The 20,663-nt window shown below is 70.8% G+C and carries 18 protein-coding genes; 11 read left to right on the top strand and 7 right to left on the bottom strand.

Annotated elements, in window-relative coordinates; translation table 11 throughout:
* The 4 genes from Vau01_RS31120 to Vau01_RS31135 all read right to left on the bottom strand — a co-directional run.
* On the bottom strand, nucleotides 1-411 hold a 411-nt coding region (locus Vau01_RS31120), incomplete at its 3' end, for a MarR family transcriptional regulator (protein ID WP_203999936.1).
* A gap of 16 nt (nucleotides 412-427) precedes the next feature.
* Nucleotides 428-1,690 carry a sugar ABC transporter permease gene (locus tag Vau01_RS31125; RefSeq protein WP_203999938.1) on the bottom strand — a complete coding sequence of 421 codons (1,263 nt, stop codon included), beginning with the start codon at nucleotides 1,688-1,690 and terminating at the stop codon, nucleotides 428-430.
* Nucleotides 1,687-2,553 carry an ATP-binding cassette domain-containing protein gene (locus tag Vau01_RS31130; RefSeq protein ID WP_203999940.1) on the bottom strand — a complete coding sequence of 289 codons (867 nt, stop codon included), beginning with the start codon at nucleotides 2,551-2,553 and terminating at the stop codon, nucleotides 1,687-1,689. The genes Vau01_RS31125 and Vau01_RS31130 overlap by 4 nt, the downstream gene beginning before the upstream one ends.
* A gap of 101 nt (nucleotides 2,554-2,654) precedes the next feature.
* Nucleotides 2,655-3,746: a sugar ABC transporter substrate-binding protein gene (locus Vau01_RS31135; protein ID WP_203999942.1), complete on the bottom strand. Its 1,092-nt coding sequence runs from the start codon at nucleotides 3,744-3,746 to the stop codon at nucleotides 2,655-2,657.
* Nucleotides 3,747-4,081: 335 nt separating this feature from the next.
* Here Vau01_RS31135 and groES point away from each other — a divergent pair, with 335 nt between their 5' ends.
* From groES to Vau01_RS31150, 3 genes are all read left to right on the top strand, one after another.
* The gene (gene groES, locus Vau01_RS31140; RefSeq protein WP_506019260.1) at nucleotides 4,082-4,390 is read left to right on the top strand and encodes a co-chaperone GroES; all 309 of its coding nucleotides are present in this window, start codon (nucleotides 4,082-4,084) and stop codon (nucleotides 4,388-4,390) included.
* A 70-nt stretch (nucleotides 4,391-4,460) separates the two neighbouring features.
* Nucleotides 4,461-6,107, top strand: a complete 1,647-nt coding sequence (gene groL, locus Vau01_RS31145; RefSeq protein WP_203999944.1) for a chaperonin GroEL — start codon at nucleotides 4,461-4,463, stop codon at nucleotides 6,105-6,107.
* Nucleotides 6,108-6,390: 283 nt separating this feature from the next.
* On the top strand, nucleotides 6,391-7,968 hold the full coding sequence (locus Vau01_RS31150; RefSeq protein ID WP_203999947.1) for a molybdopterin-dependent oxidoreductase: 1,578 nt from the start codon (nucleotides 6,391-6,393) through the stop codon (nucleotides 7,966-7,968).
* 58 nt (nucleotides 7,969-8,026) lie between these two features.
* Here Vau01_RS31150 and Vau01_RS31155 read toward each other — a convergent pair whose 3' ends face one another.
* Nucleotides 8,027-8,452, bottom strand: a complete 426-nt coding sequence (locus tag Vau01_RS31155) for a WhiB family transcriptional regulator (RefSeq protein WP_203999949.1) — start codon at nucleotides 8,450-8,452, stop codon at nucleotides 8,027-8,029.
* A 135-nt stretch (nucleotides 8,453-8,587) separates the two neighbouring features.
* Between Vau01_RS31155 and Vau01_RS63620 the strand changes: the two genes are divergently transcribed.
* Complete coding sequence (locus Vau01_RS63620; RefSeq protein ID WP_239151985.1) at nucleotides 8,588-9,343, top strand: response regulator transcription factor; 756 nt, start codon at nucleotides 8,588-8,590, stop codon at nucleotides 9,341-9,343.
* An 80-nt stretch (nucleotides 9,344-9,423) separates the two neighbouring features.
* Here Vau01_RS63620 and Vau01_RS31165 read toward each other — a convergent pair whose 3' ends face one another.
* Nucleotides 9,424-9,837, bottom strand: coding sequence for a DUF5319 domain-containing protein (locus Vau01_RS31165; protein ID WP_203999952.1), 414 nt, complete (start codon nucleotides 9,835-9,837; stop codon nucleotides 9,424-9,426).
* A 134-nt stretch (nucleotides 9,838-9,971) separates the two neighbouring features.
* On the opposite strand from Vau01_RS31165, the gene guaB reads away from it, so the two are divergent.
* Nucleotides 9,972-11,444 (top strand): IMP dehydrogenase, encoded by a 1,473-nt coding sequence (guaB, locus tag Vau01_RS31170; protein WP_203999955.1) that lies wholly within the window; start codon nucleotides 9,972-9,974, stop codon nucleotides 11,442-11,444.
* Between the two features lie 21 nt (nucleotides 11,445-11,465).
* Nucleotides 11,466-12,578, top strand: a complete 1,113-nt coding sequence (locus Vau01_RS31175) for a GuaB3 family IMP dehydrogenase-related protein (protein WP_203999958.1) — start codon at nucleotides 11,466-11,468, stop codon at nucleotides 12,576-12,578.
* A 30-nt stretch (nucleotides 12,579-12,608) separates the two neighbouring features.
* Here Vau01_RS31175 and Vau01_RS31180 read toward each other — a convergent pair whose 3' ends face one another.
* On the bottom strand, nucleotides 12,609-15,095 hold the full coding sequence (locus Vau01_RS31180) for a sensor histidine kinase (RefSeq protein ID WP_203999961.1): 2,487 nt from the start codon (nucleotides 15,093-15,095) through the stop codon (nucleotides 12,609-12,611).
* A 231-nt stretch (nucleotides 15,096-15,326) separates the two neighbouring features.
* On the opposite strand from Vau01_RS31180, the gene Vau01_RS31185 reads away from it, so the two are divergent.
* From Vau01_RS31185 to Vau01_RS31205, 5 genes are all read left to right on the top strand, one after another.
* On the top strand, nucleotides 15,327-16,733 hold the full coding sequence (locus Vau01_RS31185; RefSeq protein ID WP_203999964.1) for a M1 family metallopeptidase: 1,407 nt from the start codon (nucleotides 15,327-15,329) through the stop codon (nucleotides 16,731-16,733).
* Between the two features lie 129 nt (nucleotides 16,734-16,862).
* Nucleotides 16,863-17,411: a Uma2 family endonuclease gene (locus Vau01_RS31190; RefSeq protein ID WP_203999967.1), complete on the top strand. Its 549-nt coding sequence runs from the start codon at nucleotides 16,863-16,865 to the stop codon at nucleotides 17,409-17,411.
* Between the two features lie 82 nt (nucleotides 17,412-17,493).
* Entirely contained in the window at nucleotides 17,494-19,047 is a 1,554-nt protein-coding gene (guaA, locus tag Vau01_RS31195; protein WP_203999969.1) for a glutamine-hydrolyzing GMP synthase, read from the top strand.
* Between the two features lie 119 nt (nucleotides 19,048-19,166).
* Nucleotides 19,167-20,108, top strand: a complete 942-nt coding sequence (locus tag Vau01_RS31200; protein WP_203999972.1) for an NUDIX domain-containing protein — start codon at nucleotides 19,167-19,169, stop codon at nucleotides 20,106-20,108.
* The coding region (locus Vau01_RS31205; RefSeq protein WP_203999975.1) for an NUDIX domain-containing protein at nucleotides 20,105-20,663 on the top strand (559 nt) is incomplete at its 3' end. The genes Vau01_RS31200 and Vau01_RS31205, both read left to right, overlap by 4 nt.

The raw sequence follows: 20,663 nt of genomic DNA on the forward strand, positions 1-20,663 counted from the left end.
CGCCGCGCGCTGCATCTCCCGGACGAAGTCGGCCAGCGGCGCGATCACCTCGGCCGGCGACATCGCTCCCGGCGGCCGCTGCTTCTCGCGGCGGTCGAGGATGACGCCGCCGAGCCCGATGCGGGCCGCGGTGAGCTGGTCGACATCGATCACCAGCGCGAACCCGTACACCTCCGACTCGGGCCGGACGACCAGCGAAGGTCGTCCGGCCCGCCCGTGGTCGCGCGGCAGTTCCTCGGCGACGAGTCCCGCCGTGGCCAGATCGGCGGTGAGCGCCCCGATCGTGCTGCGGTTGAGACCCAGCCGGGAGGTCAGCTCGGCGCGTGACGTGGGGCCGCGCAGATGCACGTAACGGAGCAGCGCGCCGAGGTTCTGCCGTCGTATCTCGTCTTGGGTCGGTCCTGTCCGCATGTTCTCTGAACGGCCGCTATCCGAGCCCGCTCGCTGCCGCTCGCCGGCGAGACAGGGCGTCGACGCCGGCCGCCAGCAGCAGCACCGCGCCGGTGACGATGTACTTGACCCCGGAAGAGTAACCGAGCAGACCCATACCATTGTCGATCACTGCCACCACGGCACCGCCGAGCACCGCGTCCATCATCCGGCCCTTGCCGCCGAAGAGGCTGGTGCCACCGATGACCGCCGCGCCGACCGCGTACAGCAGGACGTTGCTGCCGCCCGTGTTCGGGTCGACCGAGTTCGCCCGGGACGCGACCAGGACGCCGCCGACCGCCGCCATCGTCGACGAGATCATGAACGCGGCGATCTTGATGCGGTCGACCGGGATACCGGCCCGCCGGGCCGCCTCGGTGTTGCCGCCGACGGCGTACAGGTGCCGGCCGAACGCGGTACGGCTGAGCACGAACGTGCCGATGATCAGCAGGATCGCGATGATCGGCACCACGATCGGCACGCCCTTGAGCGACGTGATCAGCGTGTTGATGCTGCGCTCCTGGTTGAGCACCAGCGTCGCCAGCAGCAGGACCACCGCCACCGCGCCGATCTTCAGCAGGATGACGCTCATCGGCTGGGCCACCAGGCCCTGCCGCGTCCGCGCCTGCGCCCGGTAGAGCTGCACGACGGCGTACCCGAGGATCGCCACCAGGCACAGCGCCCAGCCCAGCCACACCGGCAGGTTCTTGTTGACCAGCGCGAGGATCACGTCGTCGTTGATCGAGATGTTCTTGCCGCCGCCGAGCATGATCAGCAGGACGCCCTGGAAGCCCAGGAACGCGGCGAGCGTCACCACGAACGACGGTATGCCGATCTTCGCGACGAGCGTGCCGAGCACCAACCCGATCACGGTGCCGGTGACCAGCGCGGCCAGCACGGCCAGGTACCAGGGCCAGCCCTCGTTGGTCAGCAGGATCGCCATCACGGCCGCGCACACGCCGCTGGTGTAACCGGCCGACAGGTCGATCTCACCGAGCAGCAGCACGAAGACCAGGCCCATGGCGATCACGGTGGTCTGCGCGCCCTGGCCGAACAGGTTCGCGAAGTTGCGCGGGGTGGCGAACGCGTCGTCGAGCAGCGTGAACACGATGCAGAGGACGCCGAGACCGGCGATCGCGGGCAGCGAGCCCATGTCGCCGCCGCGCAGCCGCTGCAGGTAGTCGCGGACGTGGCTCTGAAGCGACGGGGCCGATGCGGTGCCGCCTCGCACGTTCTTGGCCGCGACGGGTGCGACGGTCATGCCTCGTCCCCACTCTTCTTGATGTCGACCTTGTCCGGTGCTCCGGGCGGTTCGATGCCGGCGGCCGGTGCGCCGTTGCCGCTGCCGTCCTCGGTGAGGTCGAGGTTGCTGTCGGCCATGCCGATGTTGCCGCTGCGGCCCGCCGTGATCAGCTCGACCACCTGCTGGTGGGTGACCTCGGTGGCCGGTACTACCGCGGCCATCTGGCCCAGGTACATCGCCGCGATCCGGTCGGCGACCGCGAACACGTCGTTCATGTTGTGCGAGATGATCACGACCGCGTGGCCGTTGTCGGCCAACGTGCGTACCAGTTCGAGGACCTGCGCGGTCTGTGCGACGCCCAGGGCGGCGGTCGGCTCGTCGAGGATCACCAGCCGGCTGTTCCACAGCACCGCCTTGGCGATCGCCACCGTCTGGCGCTGACCGCCGGACAGGCTGGAGACCTGCTGACGCACCGACTTCACGGTGCGGACGGCGAGCCGGGTCAGCGTCCGGGCGGCCTCCTGCTCCATGCCGCCCTCGTCGAGAACGAACCCGCGCTTGCGCTCGCGCCCCAGGAACATGTTCTGGACGATGTCCAGGTTGTCGCAGAGCGCCAGGTCCTGGTACACGATCTCGATGCCGAGGGACGCGGCGTCGCGCGGGCCGTGTACGAAGACCTGACGGCCGTCGAAGAAGAAGTCCCCCGAGTCCGGCAGGTAGGTGCCACCGATGCACTTGACCAGGGTGGACTTGCCCGCGCCGTTGTCACCGACAAGCGCGGTGACCTCTCCGGCATGGGCCACGAAGTTGATCCCACGCAGCACCTGAACGGGCCCGAAGCTCTTGTTCAGGTTGCGGATCTCCAGCAATGGTGCCGTCACGTTGGTAGTTCCTCATTCGCCGGGCCGGTCCCCGGCGCCCCTTGGAGGGGCACCGGGGACCGGGAGGGGATCCGGATTGTTACACCGGGTCGTTCATTCGGCTAGATGCCGGCCTCGGTGCACTTCGCGGCGAAGGCAGCGGTGCACAGTTCGGCCTTGGTGACGAACCCGTCGGCGACGACCGCCTTCACGTTCTCCTTGGTGATCGACTGCGGCTCGAGCAGGACGGCCGGCACGTCGCGGTTGCCCTCGACGTCCTTGACGGTCTTGCCGGTGTCCTTCTTCTCACCCTTGGCCAGCGCGATCGCCAGCTCGGCGGCCGCGTCGGCCTCCTTCTTGATCGCCTTGTAGACGGTCATGCACTGGTCGCCGGCGAGGATGTTCTGCAGACCCTGCACGGTGGCGTCCTGGCCGGTGACCGGGACCTTGCCGTTCAGGTTGTTCTTCTTCAGAACGTTGATGACCGAGTTGCCGAGACCGTCGTTGGCGGCCAGCACACCGTCGATCTTGCCGCCGGTGGTGGTGAACATCTGCTCGAAGATGGTCTGGGCCTGCGCGTTGTCCCACTCCGGCACGGACTGGTCCGGACCCTTGGTGAACTCACCCGCGTCGAACTTGGCCTTGATCACGCCGTCGTAGCCCTGCTTGAACAGGGTGGCGTTGTTGTCGGTCGGCGAGCCGTTGAGGTAGGCCACGACCGGCTTGGTCTTGTTCATGGCGGTGAGGCATTTCGTGAGGCCCTCGCCCTGGAGCTTGCCGACGGCCACGTTGTCGAAGCTGACGTAGTAGGAGGCGCTGCCGCCGAGCGTCAGGCGGTCGTAGTCGATCGTGGCGACGCCCTGCTGCTTCGCCTTGTCGAGGACGGCCTTGCCGGTGCCGCTGTCAAGGTTCACGATCATCAGGGCGGTGACGCCGCTGGAGATCATCTGGTCGGCGATGGTCTGGAAGGCGTTCTTGTCGTTCTGGGCGTTCTGGATGTCGTAGTCGACGCCGGCCGACTTGAACGCCTCTTCGAGGTACTTCCGGTCCGCGGTCTCCCAGCGGGCCGACGACTTGCTGTCGGGGAGGATGACGCCGATCTTCGGCTTCTTGTCGGCCGAGCCGCCGTCACCGCCGTCGTCGTCGCCACACGCGGTCAGACCGGTGACCGCGAGCAGCCCGGCCGCGGCGAGGGCGATGATCCCTCTGCGCATGAGCACGTCCTTTCGTTGGGTGGTGGTGAGGACCGACGACGGGGTGGAGCCGGTCACACATGATTGTTGTGCCCGGCAACGTATGCGGCGGCCGGATGTTTCCACAAGATGTCGTCCGGCTCTGTTTTGTTGGGTGCGGTAACAATTCGGCAACGCGTGACCCGAGGGTGCGAACCCTGGCACTCTCCTTGACGGAGTGCTAGCTTCCGGAATAACCTCCGGTTAGCACTCTCGCCATGAGGGTGCTAACAACCCGGGCGGCGCCGGCACCCGCGACGACGGCGCGGCATGGGTGATACGAGACTCGAATTCTGATACCCCAGGAGGGTATGCCCGTGACTAGCGCGACCAAGGTTGCGATCAAGCCGCTCGAAGACCGGATCGTGGTCCAGGCCAACGAGGCGGAAACCACCACGGCGTCGGGCATCGTGATCCCCGACACCGCCAAGGAGAAGCCGCAGGAGGGCACCGTCCTCGCTGTGGGCCCCGGCCGCATCGACGACAAGGGCAACCGCGTTCCGATCGACGTGAAGGTCGGCGACACGGTGCTCTACTCGAAGTACGGCGGCACCGAGGTGAAGTACGGCGGCGAGGAGTACCTGGTGCTCTCGGCGCGTGACGTCCTCGCGGTCATCGAGAAGTAACCAACAGACCGCGATAGTGCCCGCCCCGAGCAGCAGCTGCGCTCGGGGCGGCACCGCGTAAGGAGAAGAGATGGCGAAGATCCTCAGCTTCTCGGACGACGCGCGTCACCGCCTGGAGCACGGCGTCGACGCGCTCGCCGATACGGTCAAGGTCACGCTCGGGCCGCGCGGGCGCACCGTGCTGCTCGACAAGAAGTTCGGCGCGCCCGTGATCACCAACGACGGCGTGACGATCGCCAAGGAGATCGAGCTCGAGAACCCGTACGAGAACCTGGGCGCCCAGCTGGTGAAGGAGGTGGCGACCAAGACGGCCGACGTGGCCGGCGACGGCACCACCACCGCCACCGTGCTGGCGCAGGCCATGGTGCGGGAAGGGCTGAAGAACCTGTCGGCGGGCGCCAACCCGGCCGACATCAAGCGCGGCATCGAAGCTGCCGTCAAGGCGGTCGACGCTGAGCTGAAGAAGTTCGCGGTTCCGGTCGACAGCCCGGCGGCGATCGCCGCGGTCGCGACCGTGTCCGCCCGTGACCCGAAGATCGGCGACATGATCTCCGAGGCCATGGAGAAGGTCGGCCGCGACGGCGTGATCACGGTGGAGGAGGGCTCCACGTACGACACGGAGCTCGTCGTCACCGAGGGGATGCAGTTCGACAAGGGCTTCATCTCCCCGCACTTCATCACCGACGCCGAGGCCGGCGAGGCGGTGCTGGAAGACGCCTACATCCTCATCACCACGCAGAAGCTCTCCCAGATCGAAGAGCTCCTGCCGCTGCTGGAGAAGGTCGTCCAGAGCTCCAAGCCGCTGCTCATCGTCGCCGAAGACGTCGAGGGCCAGGCCCTGTCGACGCTGGTGGTCAACTCGATCCGCAAGACCGTGAAGGTCTGCGCGGTGAAGGCCCCCGGCTTCGGCGACCGGCGCAAGGCCATGCTCCAGGACCTGGCGATCCAGACCGGTGGCGAGATCATCGCGCCGGAGCTGGGCTACAAGCTGGAGCTGGTCGGGCTGGAGCAGCTCGGCAAGGCCCGTCGGGTGGTCGTCGACAAGGAGAACACGACGATCGTCGACGGCGGCGGCAGCCAGACCGAGGTCTCCGACCGGATCGGCCAGATCCGCAAGGAGATCGAGGCGTCCGACTCGGACTGGGACCGCGAGAAGCTCAACGAGCGGCTCGCGAAGCTCTCCGGCGGCGTGGCCGTGGTGAAGTCGGGTGGTGCCACCGAGATCGAGGTCAAGGAGCGCAAGCACCGCATCGAAGACGCGATCGCCGCCACCAAGGCAGCGGTCGAGGAGGGCACCATCGCGGGCGGCGGCGTATCGCTGCTGCAGGCCGGCGAGGTGCTCGCCGACGGTCTCGGCCTGGAGGGTGACCAGCTGGTCGGCGTCCGTCTGGTGCGCAAGGCGCTCGCCGAGCCGCTGCGCTGGATCGCCCAGAACGCGGGCCTCGACGGCCGAGTCATCGTCGGCAAGGTGCGGGAACTGCCCGTCGGGCACGGCCTCGACGCCGCGACCGGCGAGTTCAAGGACCTCGCCGCGGCCGGCATCATCGACCCGGTGAAGGTCGCCCGCAGCGCGGTCGCCAACGCCGCGTCGATCGCGGCGCTGCTGCTCACCACGGAGACCCTGATCGTCGAGAAGCCCAAGGCTCCCGAGCCCGCCGCCGGTGGCGGACACGGGCACGGGCACGGTCACGGCCACCAGCACGGTCCGGGCTTCTAGCGCCTGTTTGGAGTGGGGGGCCGAGCCGAGGCGAGGCCCAGGCGACGATCCGGCAAGGCGCGGGTTTGTCCCGATACCGGTGTTGTATCGGGACGAAACCGCAACGCCGCCGGTCGTCGTCTGGGTCCGCCGCAGGCCGGCCATCCCTCTCCAAACAGGCGCTGGCCGCACGTGGTTCCTGGGCTTCCGAGCACCCGCTCGGGAGCCCAGAACTCGTTACGGGGTCCTTACGTCCACGCTCGCCGGCATGGTCGCCGGGCCCGCGCCGACGCAGACTTCAGGCATGACTTCACGGCGGGTGCCTGCCCTCATCGGGGTCGCCTCCGTCGCGGCCGCTCTCGGCGTCGCCGAACTGGTCGCGATCGTCACCGGCCCGCTCACCTCGCCCGGTATCGCCGTCGGCGGCGCGATCATCGACCTCGTCCCCGAGTCGCTCAAGCACTTCGCGATCTCGCTGTTCGGCACGTACGACAAGCTCGCGTTGCAGATCGGCACGCTGATCCTGCTGGTCCTGGCCGGCGTGGGCCTGGGCTTCCTCGCCAGAAGGCACCTGAACCTCGCCCTGTCGCTGGTAGCCGCCTTCGCCCTACTGGGCCTGGTAGCCGCGGTAACCCGGTACGACGCCGGCTGGACCGCCGTATTCCCCTCGGTGCTCGCCGGAGTGGCCGGCGCCCTGGTCCTCCGCACCCTGACGCAGGCCGCCGCCGCCCAAGATCCCGACGATCTTGCAGTTGTGTCCCTCCCCAAAGAGGATGAAAACGGGGCGAATGGGCGAGCACAACTGCAAGATCAACGCGGTGGGGCGGGGCGGCGGGATGTGTTGCGGTGGGCGGGGGGCATCGCCGTGGTGGGGGGACTTGCGGGGTTCGGGGGGAGGTGGTTGTCGCTGCGGCGGTCGGTCAGTGCTGATCGGGCGGGTGTTGTCCTGCCGGCGCCGGCCTCTCCGGCACCGGCCTTGCCGGCCTCGGTCGACGCGGAGGTGCCGGGGGTGGCGCGGTTCGTCACGTCGAACCGGTCGTTCTACCGGATCGACACCGCGATCGTGGTGCCGCAGGTGGCGCCCGACGAGTGGACGCTGAAGGTGCACGGCCGGGTGCGCAACCCGTTGACGATCACGTTCGACCAGCTGCTCGCCCGGCCCATGATCGAGCGGTACATCACGTTGGCCTGCGTCTCGAACGAGGTCGGCGGCGGTCTGATCAGCAACGCGCGCTGGCTGGGCGTCCGGATCGGCGACATCCTCGCCGAGGCCGACCCGGAGTCCGGCGCCGACCAGGTGGTCAGCCGGTCGGTCGACGGGTTCACCGCCGGCACGCCGACCGAGGTGCTCCGCGACGGCCGCGACGCCATTCTCGCCGTCGGCATGAACGGCGAACCGCTGCCGATCGAGCACGGCTTCCCGGTGCGGATGGTCGTACCCGGCCTCTACGGGTACGTGTCGGCCACGAAGTGGCTCGCCGAACTCGAGCTCACCACGTTCGCCGACTTCGACGCCTACTGGATCCGTCGGGGCTGGAGCGCGAAGGCGCCGATCAAACTGCAGTCCCGCATCGACACGCCGACCCGCCGCGCGTCGGCCGGCTCCGTCGTGGTCGGTGGGGTCGCGTGGGCCCAGCATGTCGGGGTGTCGGCCGTCGAACTGCGGGTGGACGACGGGGGCTGGCAACCGGCGCGCCTGTACGACGTCCCCTCGACCGACACCTGGTGCCAGTGGACCGTCACCTGGGACGCGACGCCCGGGAAGCACACGCTCACGGTGCGCGCCGTCGACGCGGCCGGACGCCCGCAGGACGAGACCGACCGGCCGGTGCTGCCGGACGGGGCCACCGGCCTACACACCGTCGAGGTACAGGTGTCCTGAGACGCGGGCGCCCCGGCCGTCCGCTCAACGGACGACCGGGGCCGGAGGGTGCGCGGGGTCAGCGGGCGGCGGCGTTGCGCGTCGCCATCAGGCGCGACGCGCCGTTCGTCGCCGGCGGACGTTGCTGCGGGACGGCCGGGCGCAGGCCCAACCGCATCTCCAGCCGGCGGACGTCGACGGAGGCGCGTCCGCGGTCGGCCAGATCCTCCCAGCCGGACTCCAGCAGGCGCAGCCGCTCGGCCTCGGTGAAACCACCCCAGACGCCGTACGGCTCCCGGGTGATCAGAGCGTGAGCGGCACACTTCGCGCGAACCGGGCAACTATGGCAAACGGTCTTGGCCGCCGCTTCGCGCCGGCCCCGGGACGCGCCTCGTTCCCCGTCCGGGTGGAAGAACTGCGCACTGTCGCGTCCCCGACAGGAACCCAGCCGCTGCCAGTCCCAGAGATCTGAGATCGGCCCTGGCAGCCGTGCGACGTTGGTCATGCGTACCCTCCAAGCACACACGCCGTCAAGATCACTTTCGAGGGAAATGACGGCAGGTCGTCGATTGAATTTCGGGGAACTCCGGATTGATCTGACCGTTTTGTGTTCTCCTCCTCAGTGAAGAGGGGAGTTACGGTGCGTACGGTCCTTGTATGTGTGCGAACGCCGGTGGCGGCGCAGGCGGTGGTCACCTGCGCGGCTCGGCTCGGGGTCGGCACGGCGGTGCGTACCGCAGTCTCGGTCACAGAGGCGCTGAGCCGGCTGGCTGAGCAGGCCGCCGACCTGATCCTGGTCGACACGGCACTGTCGCGTCCGGACAGCGTCGAATTCACCCGGCGGATCGTCGCCGCGGCACCCGGTGCCGCGGTGGTGTTGTTCGGGGTGGAGGATCCACGAATCTCGGCCGCCGCCGTGCAGGCCGGCGCTCGGGGGGTCATCCGGGCCGATGCCACCGATCCGGTGACGGTGGTGGCGAAGGCGTTGCTGCTGGTGCTCAGCCCGGCCGGTGAACCGGCCACGGCGCGGGCAGGTGCCCGGAACGGATCACCCGGTGTGCCCGCCCCGGCCGCTCCGGTGGCCACCGCGGTGGGTGCGCTCGCCGCCCGGGCGCTGCGTCCCGCCACGACGTCGGTGCCCATGCAGCGCGGCGACGCCGCTCCGGGTGCGCTCGTCGCGGCCGAGGTGCCACGGCGGCGGGTCGACCTGACCGAGCGGGAGTTGCAGGTGCTGCGCGGCATGGCCGACGGCAAGAGCAACGCCGAGATCGGGCGGGAACTGTTCGTGTCGGAAGACACGGTGAAGACGCACGCGCGGCGGTTGTTCCGCAAGTTGGGCGCGCGCGACCGGGCACACGCGGTGGCCTCGGCGTTCCGGGCAGGACTGGTGTCCTGACCGCGGACATGCGTCGACCTGGGCATGCGGGGGCGGTACCCCGCCCGCAGGGTGGCTAAACGGCCGGCCAGATCAATTGATCAGGCCGGCCCGTTTTTTTCCTCTTCCGACTCGTCGGGGCCCTCGGCGAGGGCGTCGTGGATGCCGTCGGCGTAACCGCGGGCGTACTCCCAGGTCACATAGTGGTCGGGATCCGGGTTGAAGGCGGGCTCGTGCACCCGCGGCCGGCCCGAGTCGAGCAGGTGCCGCAGGTTGCCGCGCAGCAGGTCCCAGTCGAAGTAGTGCGGTTCGTGGCAGTCTTCGCACTCGATGACCAGCCCGCGGACCCCCAACGGGGTGAGCAGCGCCTGGTAGATCGCGAGGTCGGCGAGGTCTTCCAGGACGTCCTGCCGCTCGTCGGCGGTGAGGGGGTCGTTGTCGTCGTCGGATTCGCCCAGCGGCATCGCTGGATCGGCCGGATCGCCGGCGAACGGGTCGATGGGCTCTTCCTGCACCTTCCTACGGTAACGGTCACGGCCGTCCCGCTCATGCCCTGGCGTATATCTGCACGGTGCGGCCCGGGGGTGAAATCACGCTTCGCCTACCATGGGGCAACCGCCAACCGCGACCCGAGAAGGCTGGTCACCACATGGATTCGCTGCCCCTGGCGCTCACGTTCGACGACGTCCTCCTCCTTCCCGCGGAGTCCAACGTGATTCCGAGTGAGGTCGATACATCGACCCGGCTGACCAAGGGCGTGCGGCTGTCGATGCCGCTGGTGTCGAGCGCGATGGATACCGTCACCGAGGCGCGCATGGCGATCGCGATGGCGCGGCAGGGCGGCATCGGCGTGCTGCACCGGAACCTGTCGATCGACGAGCAGGCCCAGCAGGCCGACCTGGTCAAGCGGTCCGAGGCCGGCATGGTCACCAACCCCGTCACCTGCTCGCCCGACGACACGATCGCCGAGGTCGACGCGTTGTGCGGCCGCTACCGGATCTCCGGCGCGCCGGTCACCGGGCCCGACGGGACGCTGCTGGGCATCGTCACCAACCGCGACATGCGCTGGATCACCGACCAGTCCGTCCGGGTCCGCGACATCATGACCCCGATGCCGCTGATCACCGCGCCGGTCGGCGTGTCGACGGCGGACGCGCTGGCCCTGCTGCGCGAGCACAAGGTCGAGAAGCTGCCGCTGGTCGACGAGGACGGCAAGCTGCGCGGGCTGATCACGGTCAAGGACTTCGCCAAGAGCGAGCAGTACCCGCACGCCACCAAGGACGACGCCGGCCGGCTGCGGGTGGCGGCCGCGATCGGGGTCGGCGAGGAGTCCTACAAGCGGGCCCGCACCCTGGTCGACGTCGGGGTCGACGTGATCATGGTGGACACCGCGCACGGACACAACCGGCAGGTCGTCGACATGGTGTCGCGGCTGAAGCGGGAGACCGCCGTGCAGGTGGTCGGCGGCAACGTCGCCACCTACGGCGGCGCGCAGGCGCTGGTGGAGGCCGGTGCCGACGCGGTCAAGGTCGGGGTGGGCCCCGGCTCGATCTGTACGACGCGCGTCGTGGCCGGTGTCGGCGTGCCGCAGGTCACGGCGATCATGGAGGCGACCCGGGCGTGCCGCCCGGCCGGCGTCCCGGTGATCGGCGACGGCGGCCTGCAGTACTCCGGCGACATCGTGAAGGCGATCGTGGCCGGCGCCGACACCGTGATGCTCGGCTCGCTGCTGGCCGGCTGCGAGGAGAGCCCCGGCGAGCTGATCTTCATCAACGGCAAGCAGTACAAGGCGTACCGGGGAATGGGTTCGCTGGGGGCGATCCAGTCCCGTGGCCAGGCCAGGTCATACTCCAAGGACCGGTACTTCCAGCACGACGTCAGCTCCGACGACAAACTCGTACCCGAGGGCGTCGAGGGCCAGGTGCCGTATCGCGGGCACCTGTCGAGCGTGGCGCACCAACTCGTGGGTGGCCTGCGGTCAGGAATGGGGTACGCGGGTGCGGCCACCATCGCCGACCTGCAGCGGGGGCAGCTCGTCCGCATCACCGCGGCCGGGCTCAAGGAGAGCCACCCGCACGACATCCAGATGACGCTCGAAGCGCCGAACTACTCGGCGCGTTGATCCAAGAGACGAGGACGCCCCGTGCGTGAGGTCGTGCAGATCGGGCTGGGCAGAACCGCGCAGCGTGGTTACCACCTCGACGACATTTCGATCGTGCCGAGCCGCCGTACCCGCGACGTCGACGACGTGTCGACCGCGTGGCAGCTCGACGCGTACCAGTTCAAGATCCCGTGCGTGGCGCACCCGTCCGACGCCACCATGAGCCCGCAGACGGCGGCGGCGCTGGGCTCGTTGGGCGGCCTCGGCGTGCTCAACGTCGAAGGGCTGTGGACCCGGTACACCGACCCGACGCCGATCCTGGAGGAGCTGTCGACGCTGCCGCACGGCGGTGGCACCCGGCGCCTGCAGGAGGTCTACTCCGAGCCGATCAAGCCGGAGCTGATCGTCGAGCGGGTCAAGGAGATGCGCGGCGGTGGCGGCACCGTCGCGGTGCGCGTCTCGCCGCAGCACACGCTCGCGATCGCACCGGTGATACTGGACGCCGGCGTCGACATCCTGGTGATCCAGGGCACCGTGGTCTCGGCCGAGCACGTGTCCACGGTCGACGAGCCGTTGAACCTCAAGGAGTTCATCGCCGACCTCGACCTGCCCGTGATCGTCGGCGGTTGCACGAACTACCAGACGGCGCTGCACCTCATGCGCACCGGCGCGGCCGGCGTGATCGTGGGCGTCGGCGCCGACGGTCACTCCACGACCGACCGGGTGCTCGGCATCCGCGTCCCGATGGCGACCGCGATCGCCGACGCGGCCGCCGCCCGTCGCGACTACCTCGACGAGACCGGTGGCCGCTACGTCCACCTGATCGCCGACGGCGAGATCCGCACCTCGGCCGACGTGGCGAAGGCCCTCGGTTGTGGCGCCGACGCCGTGATGCTCGGGGAGCCGCTGGCCCGGTGCGAGGGCGCACCGGCTCGGGGCGCCTGGTGGCACTCGGCGGCCAGCCACCCGAAGTTGCCGCGCGGCGTGTACGCCCCGGCGGAGACGGTCACCGGCCGGATGGAGGAGCTGCTGTTCGGGCCCTCCGGCGACCCGACGGGCGTCCTGAACCTGTTCGGCGGCCTCCGGCGGGCGATGGCCAAGTGCGGTTACCGCGACCTGAAGGAGTTCCAGAAGGTCGGGCTCCAGCTCGGCTGAACGCGCGCCCTCGCCGGGCGAGGGCGCGCGTCAGGCCAGGGTGTCGTCCGGGTTGGCCCGGTGGACGCCGCGGTAGAAGCGGCGCAGGGCGGCCTTGACCTCGGCCGGGTCGGACTCGTCGGAACTGGTGCCCGGCGCGGGTGGCGGTGGCGGGGCGGCCAGCGGGTTGCGGGGCAGCTGCGCCATCGGCACCCGGACCGGTAGGCCGGCGTCCGAGGTGCCGCCGTCGGCCGGAGCCGGCACGGTCGGCCCCGGCTGGGCGGTCACCCGGCCCCGGGCGGGCTGGCCGGGCCGGTCGTCGGGGCCGGTGGACTGGGCCGGCAGGCGGATCTCGCGGGTCCAGCTGTCGAGGTTGGCGGCGTCGCGGTCGCCGGGCTCACCCGTGGGCACCGGCCGGAGCGGCGGCGGGCCGTACCTCGGCGCCGCGCTGTTGTCGCGGGTCGGTGTGGCCGGCTGCGGGCGTCCACCGGCATTTTGCGTGCCCGGGGCGGGCGCCGCGCTCTCGACGGCGCGTGGCCCGTTGGCGGGGGCCGCGGTGACACCGGCCAGCTCCCGGCTGAGCAGGTGGGTCATCGACCGGCGCAGCACCGACTTCGCCAGCTCGGCGTACGGCTTGGACGGCGGCGGCACCAGCAGCGCCGCCGGAATCGCGACCTCCGCCTGCACGCCCTTGTTCAGCGGCCGCAGGCCGACCCGGATGCCGCGGCGGCCGGCCAGCCGGCCCACCACCCACAGCCCCATCTGCGCGGTGGCGGCCGCCACCGGCGGGGACTCGGCGGCGTGCGTGATCTTCTCGTTCGCCTCGGCGAGCTTCTCCGCGGACATGCCGAGGCCGCGGTCGGAGACCCGCAGCACGGCGGATCGCCCGTCGGGCGCGACCCGGCCCAGCACGGTGACGATGGTGTCGGGCGGGGAGTAGCGGGTGGCGTTCTCCAGCAGCTCGGCCAGGATGTGGATGACGTCGGCCACGGCCGGGCCGTGGATGTAACCACCGTCGTCGACGTCGGAGAGGACCCGCTCGTACGCCTCGATCTCGGCCATCGCGGCGAGCACCACCGCCGACAGCGGTACCGGGTCGGGCCGGCGGCGGGCGGTCTCGACGCCGGCGAGCACCAGCAGGTTCTCGTCGTTGCGGCGCATGCGGGTGAGCAGGTGGTCCAGGCGGAACAGGTTGGCCAGCTGGTCGGGGTCGTTCTCGGCGCCCTGCACCTCGTCGAGCAGCTTGAGCTGGCGCTCGACGAGCGCCTGGCTGCGCCGGGCCACGTTGACGATCATCGCGGTGGTGCCGCGGCGCAACTCGGCCTGTTCGCCGGCCAGCCGCACGGCGCTGGCGTGCACGGCGGCGAACGCGTCGCCGACCTCCTCGATCTCGTCGCCGCGGGTGGCACTGAGCTGCGGGAACGCGGCCGTCGGCAGGTTGTCGAGGTCGGCCTGGCGCTCCACCGACCGCAGCCGTTCGATCGCCTCCGGCAGCCGCCGCTGCGCCACGTCGAGCGCCTGGCCGCGCAGTTCGCGCAGCGACTTGACCATCGAGCGGCCGATCAGGATCCACGAGCCGAGCGTGATCACCAGCACCGCGAGGATCAGCGCGGTCAGCCGCAGGGTGCGCGTGTGCTGGGTGTCGACGAGCGCCGCCGCGTCGGAGTCGAGCCGGTCGATGGCCCTGTGCTCCGCCTCACCGAGCACCGACAGGTCGCCGGTCGACACCCGCCACCAGTCCTCCGGCGGCACCGACACCGTCCGGCTGCGGATCTGGGCGAGGATCTGGTCGCGCAGCTTGACCGCCTCGACACCGGCCGCCCCGTTGCCGTCGGCGGAGCCGACCGGCCGGCTCAGCGCCGCTGCCACGTCGGGCGCGGCGCTCGCGCGGAAGCGCTGCACCGCGGCCCGCTGCTCGGCGACCGCCTCGGCGTAGACCTGGTAGGTGGCCGGCTCGGCGAACCGCCCCCGGCACGCCGCGTACAGGCGGGCCCGGAGTTGCGACGCGTGCTCCTTCGCCCGGGCGATCTCCTGCACGGCGATCGTCGGCGACAGCAGCGCCGCGTCGGGACCGGCCGTGGCCTGCGGCAGCAGCGTGATCAGGGCCGACACCGCGGCGCCGTACGCCTGGAAGACCGCTTCCGGCGGCAACGCGCCGGTGCGGGCCGCCGCCCGGGCGTCGGCAAGATCGTCGACGCGCTGAGCCGCCTCGCCCAGCGGGATCGCCCGCGCGCCGGCGGCGTCGGCAAGCCGCTTGTACGCGGTGTCGACGGCGGTGCGGTCGGCGCCGACGGCCTTGTCGAACGCGTCGTCGCGGACCGCGTCGGCCATCTCGCCGGCGGTGCGGTCGCGTTCGGTCTGGAGGGCCGTGGTGAGCGCCGCGATCGGCTCGGCCAGCCTGACCCGGTCGTGGAACGCCGACACCTCGGCACTGTCGCCGGCCGCTCCCGCGATCTGCACCGTCGCGAGCGCGGTGAACGCGGTGGCCGGGATCGCGACCACCAGCGCCAGCTTGCTGCGGACGCGCCACCAGGGCATCGCGCCCGTTCGGCGTGATCGGCTCGAACGGCTGGGCGACGACGTCGGTGCGGTGGGCGCCGGCAACTCTGCACCTTTCGGGGTCGAGGCGGTGATGGCCACCTATCGATGCACGGCCAGCAAGAGGATACGGGCCGATGCGTTCCGTGTGGTGCCACCTCTAGAGGGATCACGCTGGAAGCTCCCAGATACGCCGGTTACCGTTATCGGCTCGCGGGATGGGGGGCTGGGATGCGCCGCTGGGTCGCCGGGCTGCTGGCACTGGTGCTGGTCGCCGGTTGCGGGCGTCCGGACGGCCTCGCCCGCGGGCTGTCCGGCCCCACCGAGGAGCCGCGGCCGGGTGCGGAGGGCGCCGGCGACGACTACTTCCCGGCCATGGGCAACGGCGGTTACGACGTCCGCCGGTACACGCTGCGGTTGCGGTACGACCCGGGCACCGACGTCCTCTCCGGCCGGGCCACCGTCGAGGCCACCGCGACCCACTCGCTGTCGCGCTTCAACCTCGACTTCGCCGGCTTGGAGATCTCCGCGGTGACGGTCGCCGGCGTCGCGGCGACCTTTCAATGGGACGGCGGGCGCGAACTCGTCGTGACCCCGGCCGCGCCGGTGCGGTCCGGCCAGGTGTTCCGGGTGGAGGTGACGTACTCGGGCCGGCCCGCCGGCGAGTTCCGGCACACCCCCGACGGGGCGTTGGCGGTGGGGGAGCCGGAGAGCGCGTCGGACTGGTACCCGGTCAACGAGCACCCGTCCGACAAGGCGGCCTACGACTTCGAGATCACCGTCCCGGCGGGGTTGACCGTGATCGCGAACGGGGTTCCCGGCGGGTCCCAGCCGGCCGACGACGGCTGGCAGACCGTGCGCTGGACCGCGTCGACCCCGATGGCGGCCTACCTGAGCACGTTGGCGATCGGCCGGTTCCGGGTCTTCGAGGAGACGTACGAGGGCAGGCCCGTGTACTCGGCGATCGACGAGCGGGTGCCCGCCGGTGGCGTCGCCGAGCGGGCGTTGCGGCGCACCGCCGAGGTGACCGCGTACCTGGCGACCCGGTTCGGCCCGTACCCGTTCGAGGCGCTGGGTGGCGTGATCACCGCCGAGGAGCTGGGATTCGCGTTGGAGACGCAGACGCGTCCCGTCTACGAGGCGTCGTTCTTCAACGGTGAGCTTCGGGACGCGACGTCGATCGTCGCGCACGAGCTTGCCCACCAGTGGTTCGGTGACAGCGTCTCGGTGGAGCGGTGGCGCGACATCTGGCTGAACGAGGGCTTCGCCACCTACGCGCAGTGGCTGTGGGAGGAGCACGACGGCGGGCCTACCGCGCAGGAGGCGTTCGACGACACCTTCCGGACGCCGGCCCACGCGAACATCTGGGGCCCGCCGCCGGGTGACCCCTCGGCGCGCGGGATGTTCTCCGGTTCGGTGTACGTCCGGGGCGCGATGACCGTGCACGCGCTCCGGCTGACCATCGGCGACGACGCCTTCTTCCGGCTGCTGCCGGAGTGGACCGCCAGCCAGGGCGGCGGCACCGGCACGACGGCGGAGTTCATCGATCTGGCCGAGCGCATTTCCGGCAAACAGCTCGATGACTTCTTCCAGACGTGGCTGTATACCGACACAAAACCGTCCTATCCCGGCCGCTGATACAAGCCCTACGTTGTGGGGTCGCGGGGTGGACGCTCGGTAGCTAACCTGCCGGGCATGACCGCCACTACGCTAGAACGTGTGAGCGCGACCTCCTGGCCCCCGCGACCCGACGCTAACGGTTTCACGGTGGCCGACCTCCACGCGCTGCCCGACGAAGGCCCGCGTTACGAGCTGATCGACGGGAGTCTGATCGTGTCGCCGTCCGCCACCGGCAGCCACAACCTGATCGCGCGGTGGATCGCCCACGAACTCGAAGGCTGCAGTCCCACCAAAGAGTGGGTCGTGGGCCTTGACCAATCCGCGTCGATCGACAACCGCAACGAACCACGCCCCGACATCGTGGTCTTCCGCACCCGGCACATGACGCACACGCCGTTCCCGATCACCAGCGCCACGCTCGTCGCCGAGGTGGTGTCGCCACACTCCGGGCGGCGCGACAAGCAGACCAAACGCGACCTGTACGCCGAGTCCGGGGTGTCGGCCTACTGGATCGTCGAACCCGACGAGGACAAGGGCGTGATCTCGCTGGCCGAACTGCGCCTCGACGGCAAGGCCTACCGCGACGTGACGCCCAGCACCAGCGATGCCTTCGAGACCTCGCATCCGTGGCCCGTCCGCATCGACCTGCCGGCGATGTCGCGGCGATGGCAGGAGTATCTCGACCACGCGGATTGAGGTCCGACCAAGGTGGGGCGGTTGGTGCGCTCGTCGTGCTGCTCCTCGCAGAGCTCAGCCAGCCGGTCGGTACTGTACGGGGGTGACAACTCCGCGCCCGGTGCTCGTCGTCGACTTCGGCGCCCAGTACGCACAGTTGATCGCCCGCCGCGTCCGCGAGGCCGACGTCTACTCCGAGATCGTGCCGCACACGATGCCGGTCAGCGAGATGCTCGCCCGCAACCCGGTGGCGTTCATCCTGTCCGGCGGACCGTCGAGCGTGTACGAAGCGGGCGCCCCGCAGGTCGACCCGGCCCTGTTCGAGGCCGGCGTCCCGGCGTTCGGCATCTGCTATGGCTTCCAGGCAATGGCGCGCGCGCTCGGCGGCGAGGTCGCACACACCGGCCAGCGCGAGTTCGGCGGCACGCCGCTGCGGCTCGGCGGTGATCGCGGGGTCATCCTCCGTGATCTGCCGGCGGCTCCGTCGGTGTGGATGAGCCACGGTGACGCGGTGAGCGCGGCCCCGCCCGGGTTCACCGTCACCGCCAGTTCGCCGGGCGCGCCGGTGGCGGCGTTCGAGGCACCCGAGCGCGGGCTGGCCGGCGTGCAGTTCCACCCCGAGGTGGGGCACACGCCCAACGGTCAGGACATCCTGCGTCGCTTCCTCTACGACATCGCGAAGGTCGAGCCGACCTGGAACACCCGCAACATCATCGACGACCAGGTCGCGGCGATCCGCTCGACGGTGGGCGACGCCCAGGTGCTGTGCGCGTTGAGCGGCGGTGTCGACTCCGCGGTGGCGGCGGCGTTGGTGCACAAGGCGATCGGCGACCAGTTGACCTGCGTCTTCGTCGACCACGGGCTGCTGCGGGCGGGCGAGGCCGAGCAGGTCGAGAAGGACTACGTCTCGGCCACCGGCATCCGGTTGAAGGTCGTCGACGCGGAGGAGCGCTTCCTCAAGGCGCTGGCCGGCGTGAGTGACCCGGAGCAGAAGCGGAAGATCATCGGACGCGAGTTCATCCGGGTCTTCGAGCAGGCGGCCCGGGAGGTCGACGCTGAGCGGCACATCGAGTTCCTGGTGCAGGGCACGCTCTACCCCGACGTCGTCGAGAGCGGTGGCGGCACCGGAACGGCGAACATCAAGAGCCATCACAACGTCGGCGGCCTGCCCGACGACCTGAAGTTCCAGCTGGTCGAGCCGCTGCGCACGCTGTTCAAGGACGAGGTGCGCGCGCTCGGGTCGGCACTGGGCCTGCCCGACGGGATGGTGTGGCGGCACCCGTTCCCGGGTCCCGGCCTGGCGATCCGGATCATCGGCTCGGTCGACCGGGAGCGGCTCGACGTGCTGCGCGTCGCCGACAAGATCGCCCGCGAGGAGCTCACCGCCGCCGGCCTCGACCGTGACGTCTGGCAGTTCCCGGTGGTGCTGCTGGCCGACGTGCGCAGCGTCGGCGTGCAGGGCGACGGCCGCACCTACGGCCACCCGGTGGTGCTGCGTCCGGTGTCGAGCGAAGACGCGATGACCGCCGATTGGTCGCGGCTGCCGTTCGACGTGATCGCGAAGATCTCGACGCGCATCACGAACGAGGTCCGCGAGGTCAACCGGGTCGTCCTCGACGTCACCAGCAAGCCGCCGGGAACGATCGAATGGGAGTGACGGCCGTCACTTGTAGCTCCGAAGGGTGAGATGATCTAGTCTCTCCGTGACGGACGAGCCACACTTGCGGTGGATATTCGCGGCCTTCCGGCGCGCCCAATACAACCCTGGAGCCGCCAATGACCCCAGCCCTGGAACCGGTGCGACGCATCGCGGCCTACGGCGTCTGCACCGATGACGACGGCCGCGTCCTGCTCGTGCGCGCCGCGGCGTCGAGTGGCACGCCCGGTGCCTGGTCGTTGCCCGGCGGTGCGGTGTCCCACGGCGAGCACCCGCTCGACACCGTCGTGCGCGAGACCGCCGCGGAGACCGGCCTGTCGGTGGCCGTCGCCGGCCTGCGCGACGTCCTCGCCGACATGCGTGCGCTGCCGAACCGCGGCGTCACGATCCACACCGACAGGTTGATCTATGCGGTGACGGTGCGCGGCGGTGCCCTGCGCGACCGCATCGGCCAGCCCACCGACCTGGCCCGCTGGATCGCGCCCGACGACGCGGGCGCGCTGCCCCTGCGTCCCTTCACCGCGACCGCGCTCGGCCTGCCGCCGGCGCCGGTCGACCTGCGCCCCGACGCGCCACCGGAGTTTCCCTCGTTCTACGCGGTGCCCGGCCCCGACGGCCTGCACCGCGCGCAGCGGTTCGCCGCCTACGCGGTCGCCACCGACCCGGCCGGACGCGTGCTGCTGACCCGGGTGGCGCCCGGCTACCCCGGTGGCGGCTGCTGGCACCTGCCCGGTGGCGGCACCGACTTCGGCGAACAACCCGGCATCGCGCTGCTGCGCGAACTCGTCGAGGAGACCGGTCAGCAGGGCCGGCTGGTGGGTCTGCTCGGGGTGGCGAGCCACCGCGACGCGGCGTCGCTGGGCCCGGAGGGCTACCCGATCGACTGGCACGGCGTGCGGGCGTTCTACCGGGTCGAGGTCACCGCGCCGGCGCCGCTGGCGGTCATCGACGAGGGTGGCTCCACCGACGACGCCCGCTGGCACACGGTCGAGGAGTGCGTCGACCTGAAGCTCACCGAGGTCACCGAAGAGGCGTTGCGCGCGGCCGGCCTGCGGCCGTGACGCTGTGGCGCCGGCGGGTGACCGCCCACGGGGTCGTCCGTGACCGGGCCGGCCGGGTGCTGCTGGTGCCCACCGTCCGCAACCCGGGGTGGACGCTGCCCGGCGGCACGGTCGGGCACGGCGAGAGCCCCCAGAGCGCGGCGATCCGGCTGACGAAGCGGCAGACCGGGCTGTCGGCACAGGTGCGGGCACCCCGGATGGCCGCCGCCGACCAGGTGCCCCGGCCCGGTGACGTGGTGCTGCACACCGACCGGCTGGTGTTCGACCTCGTGGTGCCGGCGGGTGCCGGTACCCTCGCGCCGGGCGCGCGCTGGTTCGAACCGGCCGCTCTGGTGGGCGTCCCCTTGCCCGGGTATGCGGCGGCCGCTCTCGGCGCCGGAGCGCCCACCGGTGATCTCGAAGATCCGGACGAGGGCTGGCCGGTCGAACGCGGCATGGCGATGGACGGCGCGGGCCGGCGGGTGCAGCGGTTCTCGACGTACGCGCGGGCGACCGACGCGGCGGGGCGCATCCTGTTCGCGAAGATCGCGTCCGGGTACCCGAGCGCCGGCCGGT

Source organism: Virgisporangium aurantiacum (genome assembly GCF_016863635.1).
Lineage (GTDB): Bacteria > Actinomycetota > Actinomycetes > Mycobacteriales > Micromonosporaceae > Virgisporangium > Virgisporangium aurantiacum.

Bases quoted from the DNA above. Each gene is read 5' to 3' on its own strand.
- Vau01_RS31135 (WP_203999942.1), bottom strand. From the start codon at position 3,746: ATGCGCAGAGGGATCATCGCCCTCGCCGCGGCCGGGCTGCTCGCGGTC.
- Vau01_RS31180 (WP_203999961.1), bottom strand. From the start codon at position 15,095: ATGCCCTGGTGGCGCGTCCGCAGCAAGCTGGCGCTGGTGGTCGCGATC.
- Vau01_RS31125 (WP_203999938.1), bottom strand. From the start codon at position 1,690: ATGACCGTCGCACCCGTCGCGGCCAAGAACGTGCGAGGCGGCACCGCA.
- Vau01_RS31200 (WP_203999972.1), top strand. From the start codon at position 19,167: ATGACCCCAGCCCTGGAACCGGTGCGACGCATCGCGGCCTACGGCGTC.
- Vau01_RS31185 (WP_203999964.1), top strand. From the start codon at position 15,327: ATGCGCCGCTGGGTCGCCGGGCTGCTGGCACTGGTGCTGGTCGCCGGT.
- Vau01_RS31155 (WP_203999949.1), bottom strand. From the start codon at position 8,452: ATGACCAACGTCGCACGGCTGCCAGGGCCGATCTCAGATCTCTGGGAC.
- groL (WP_203999944.1), top strand. From the start codon at position 4,461: ATGGCGAAGATCCTCAGCTTCTCGGACGACGCGCGTCACCGCCTGGAG.
- guaB (WP_203999955.1), top strand. From the start codon at position 9,972: ATGGATTCGCTGCCCCTGGCGCTCACGTTCGACGACGTCCTCCTCCTT.
- Vau01_RS31150 (WP_203999947.1), top strand. From the start codon at position 6,391: ATGACTTCACGGCGGGTGCCTGCCCTCATCGGGGTCGCCTCCGTCGCG.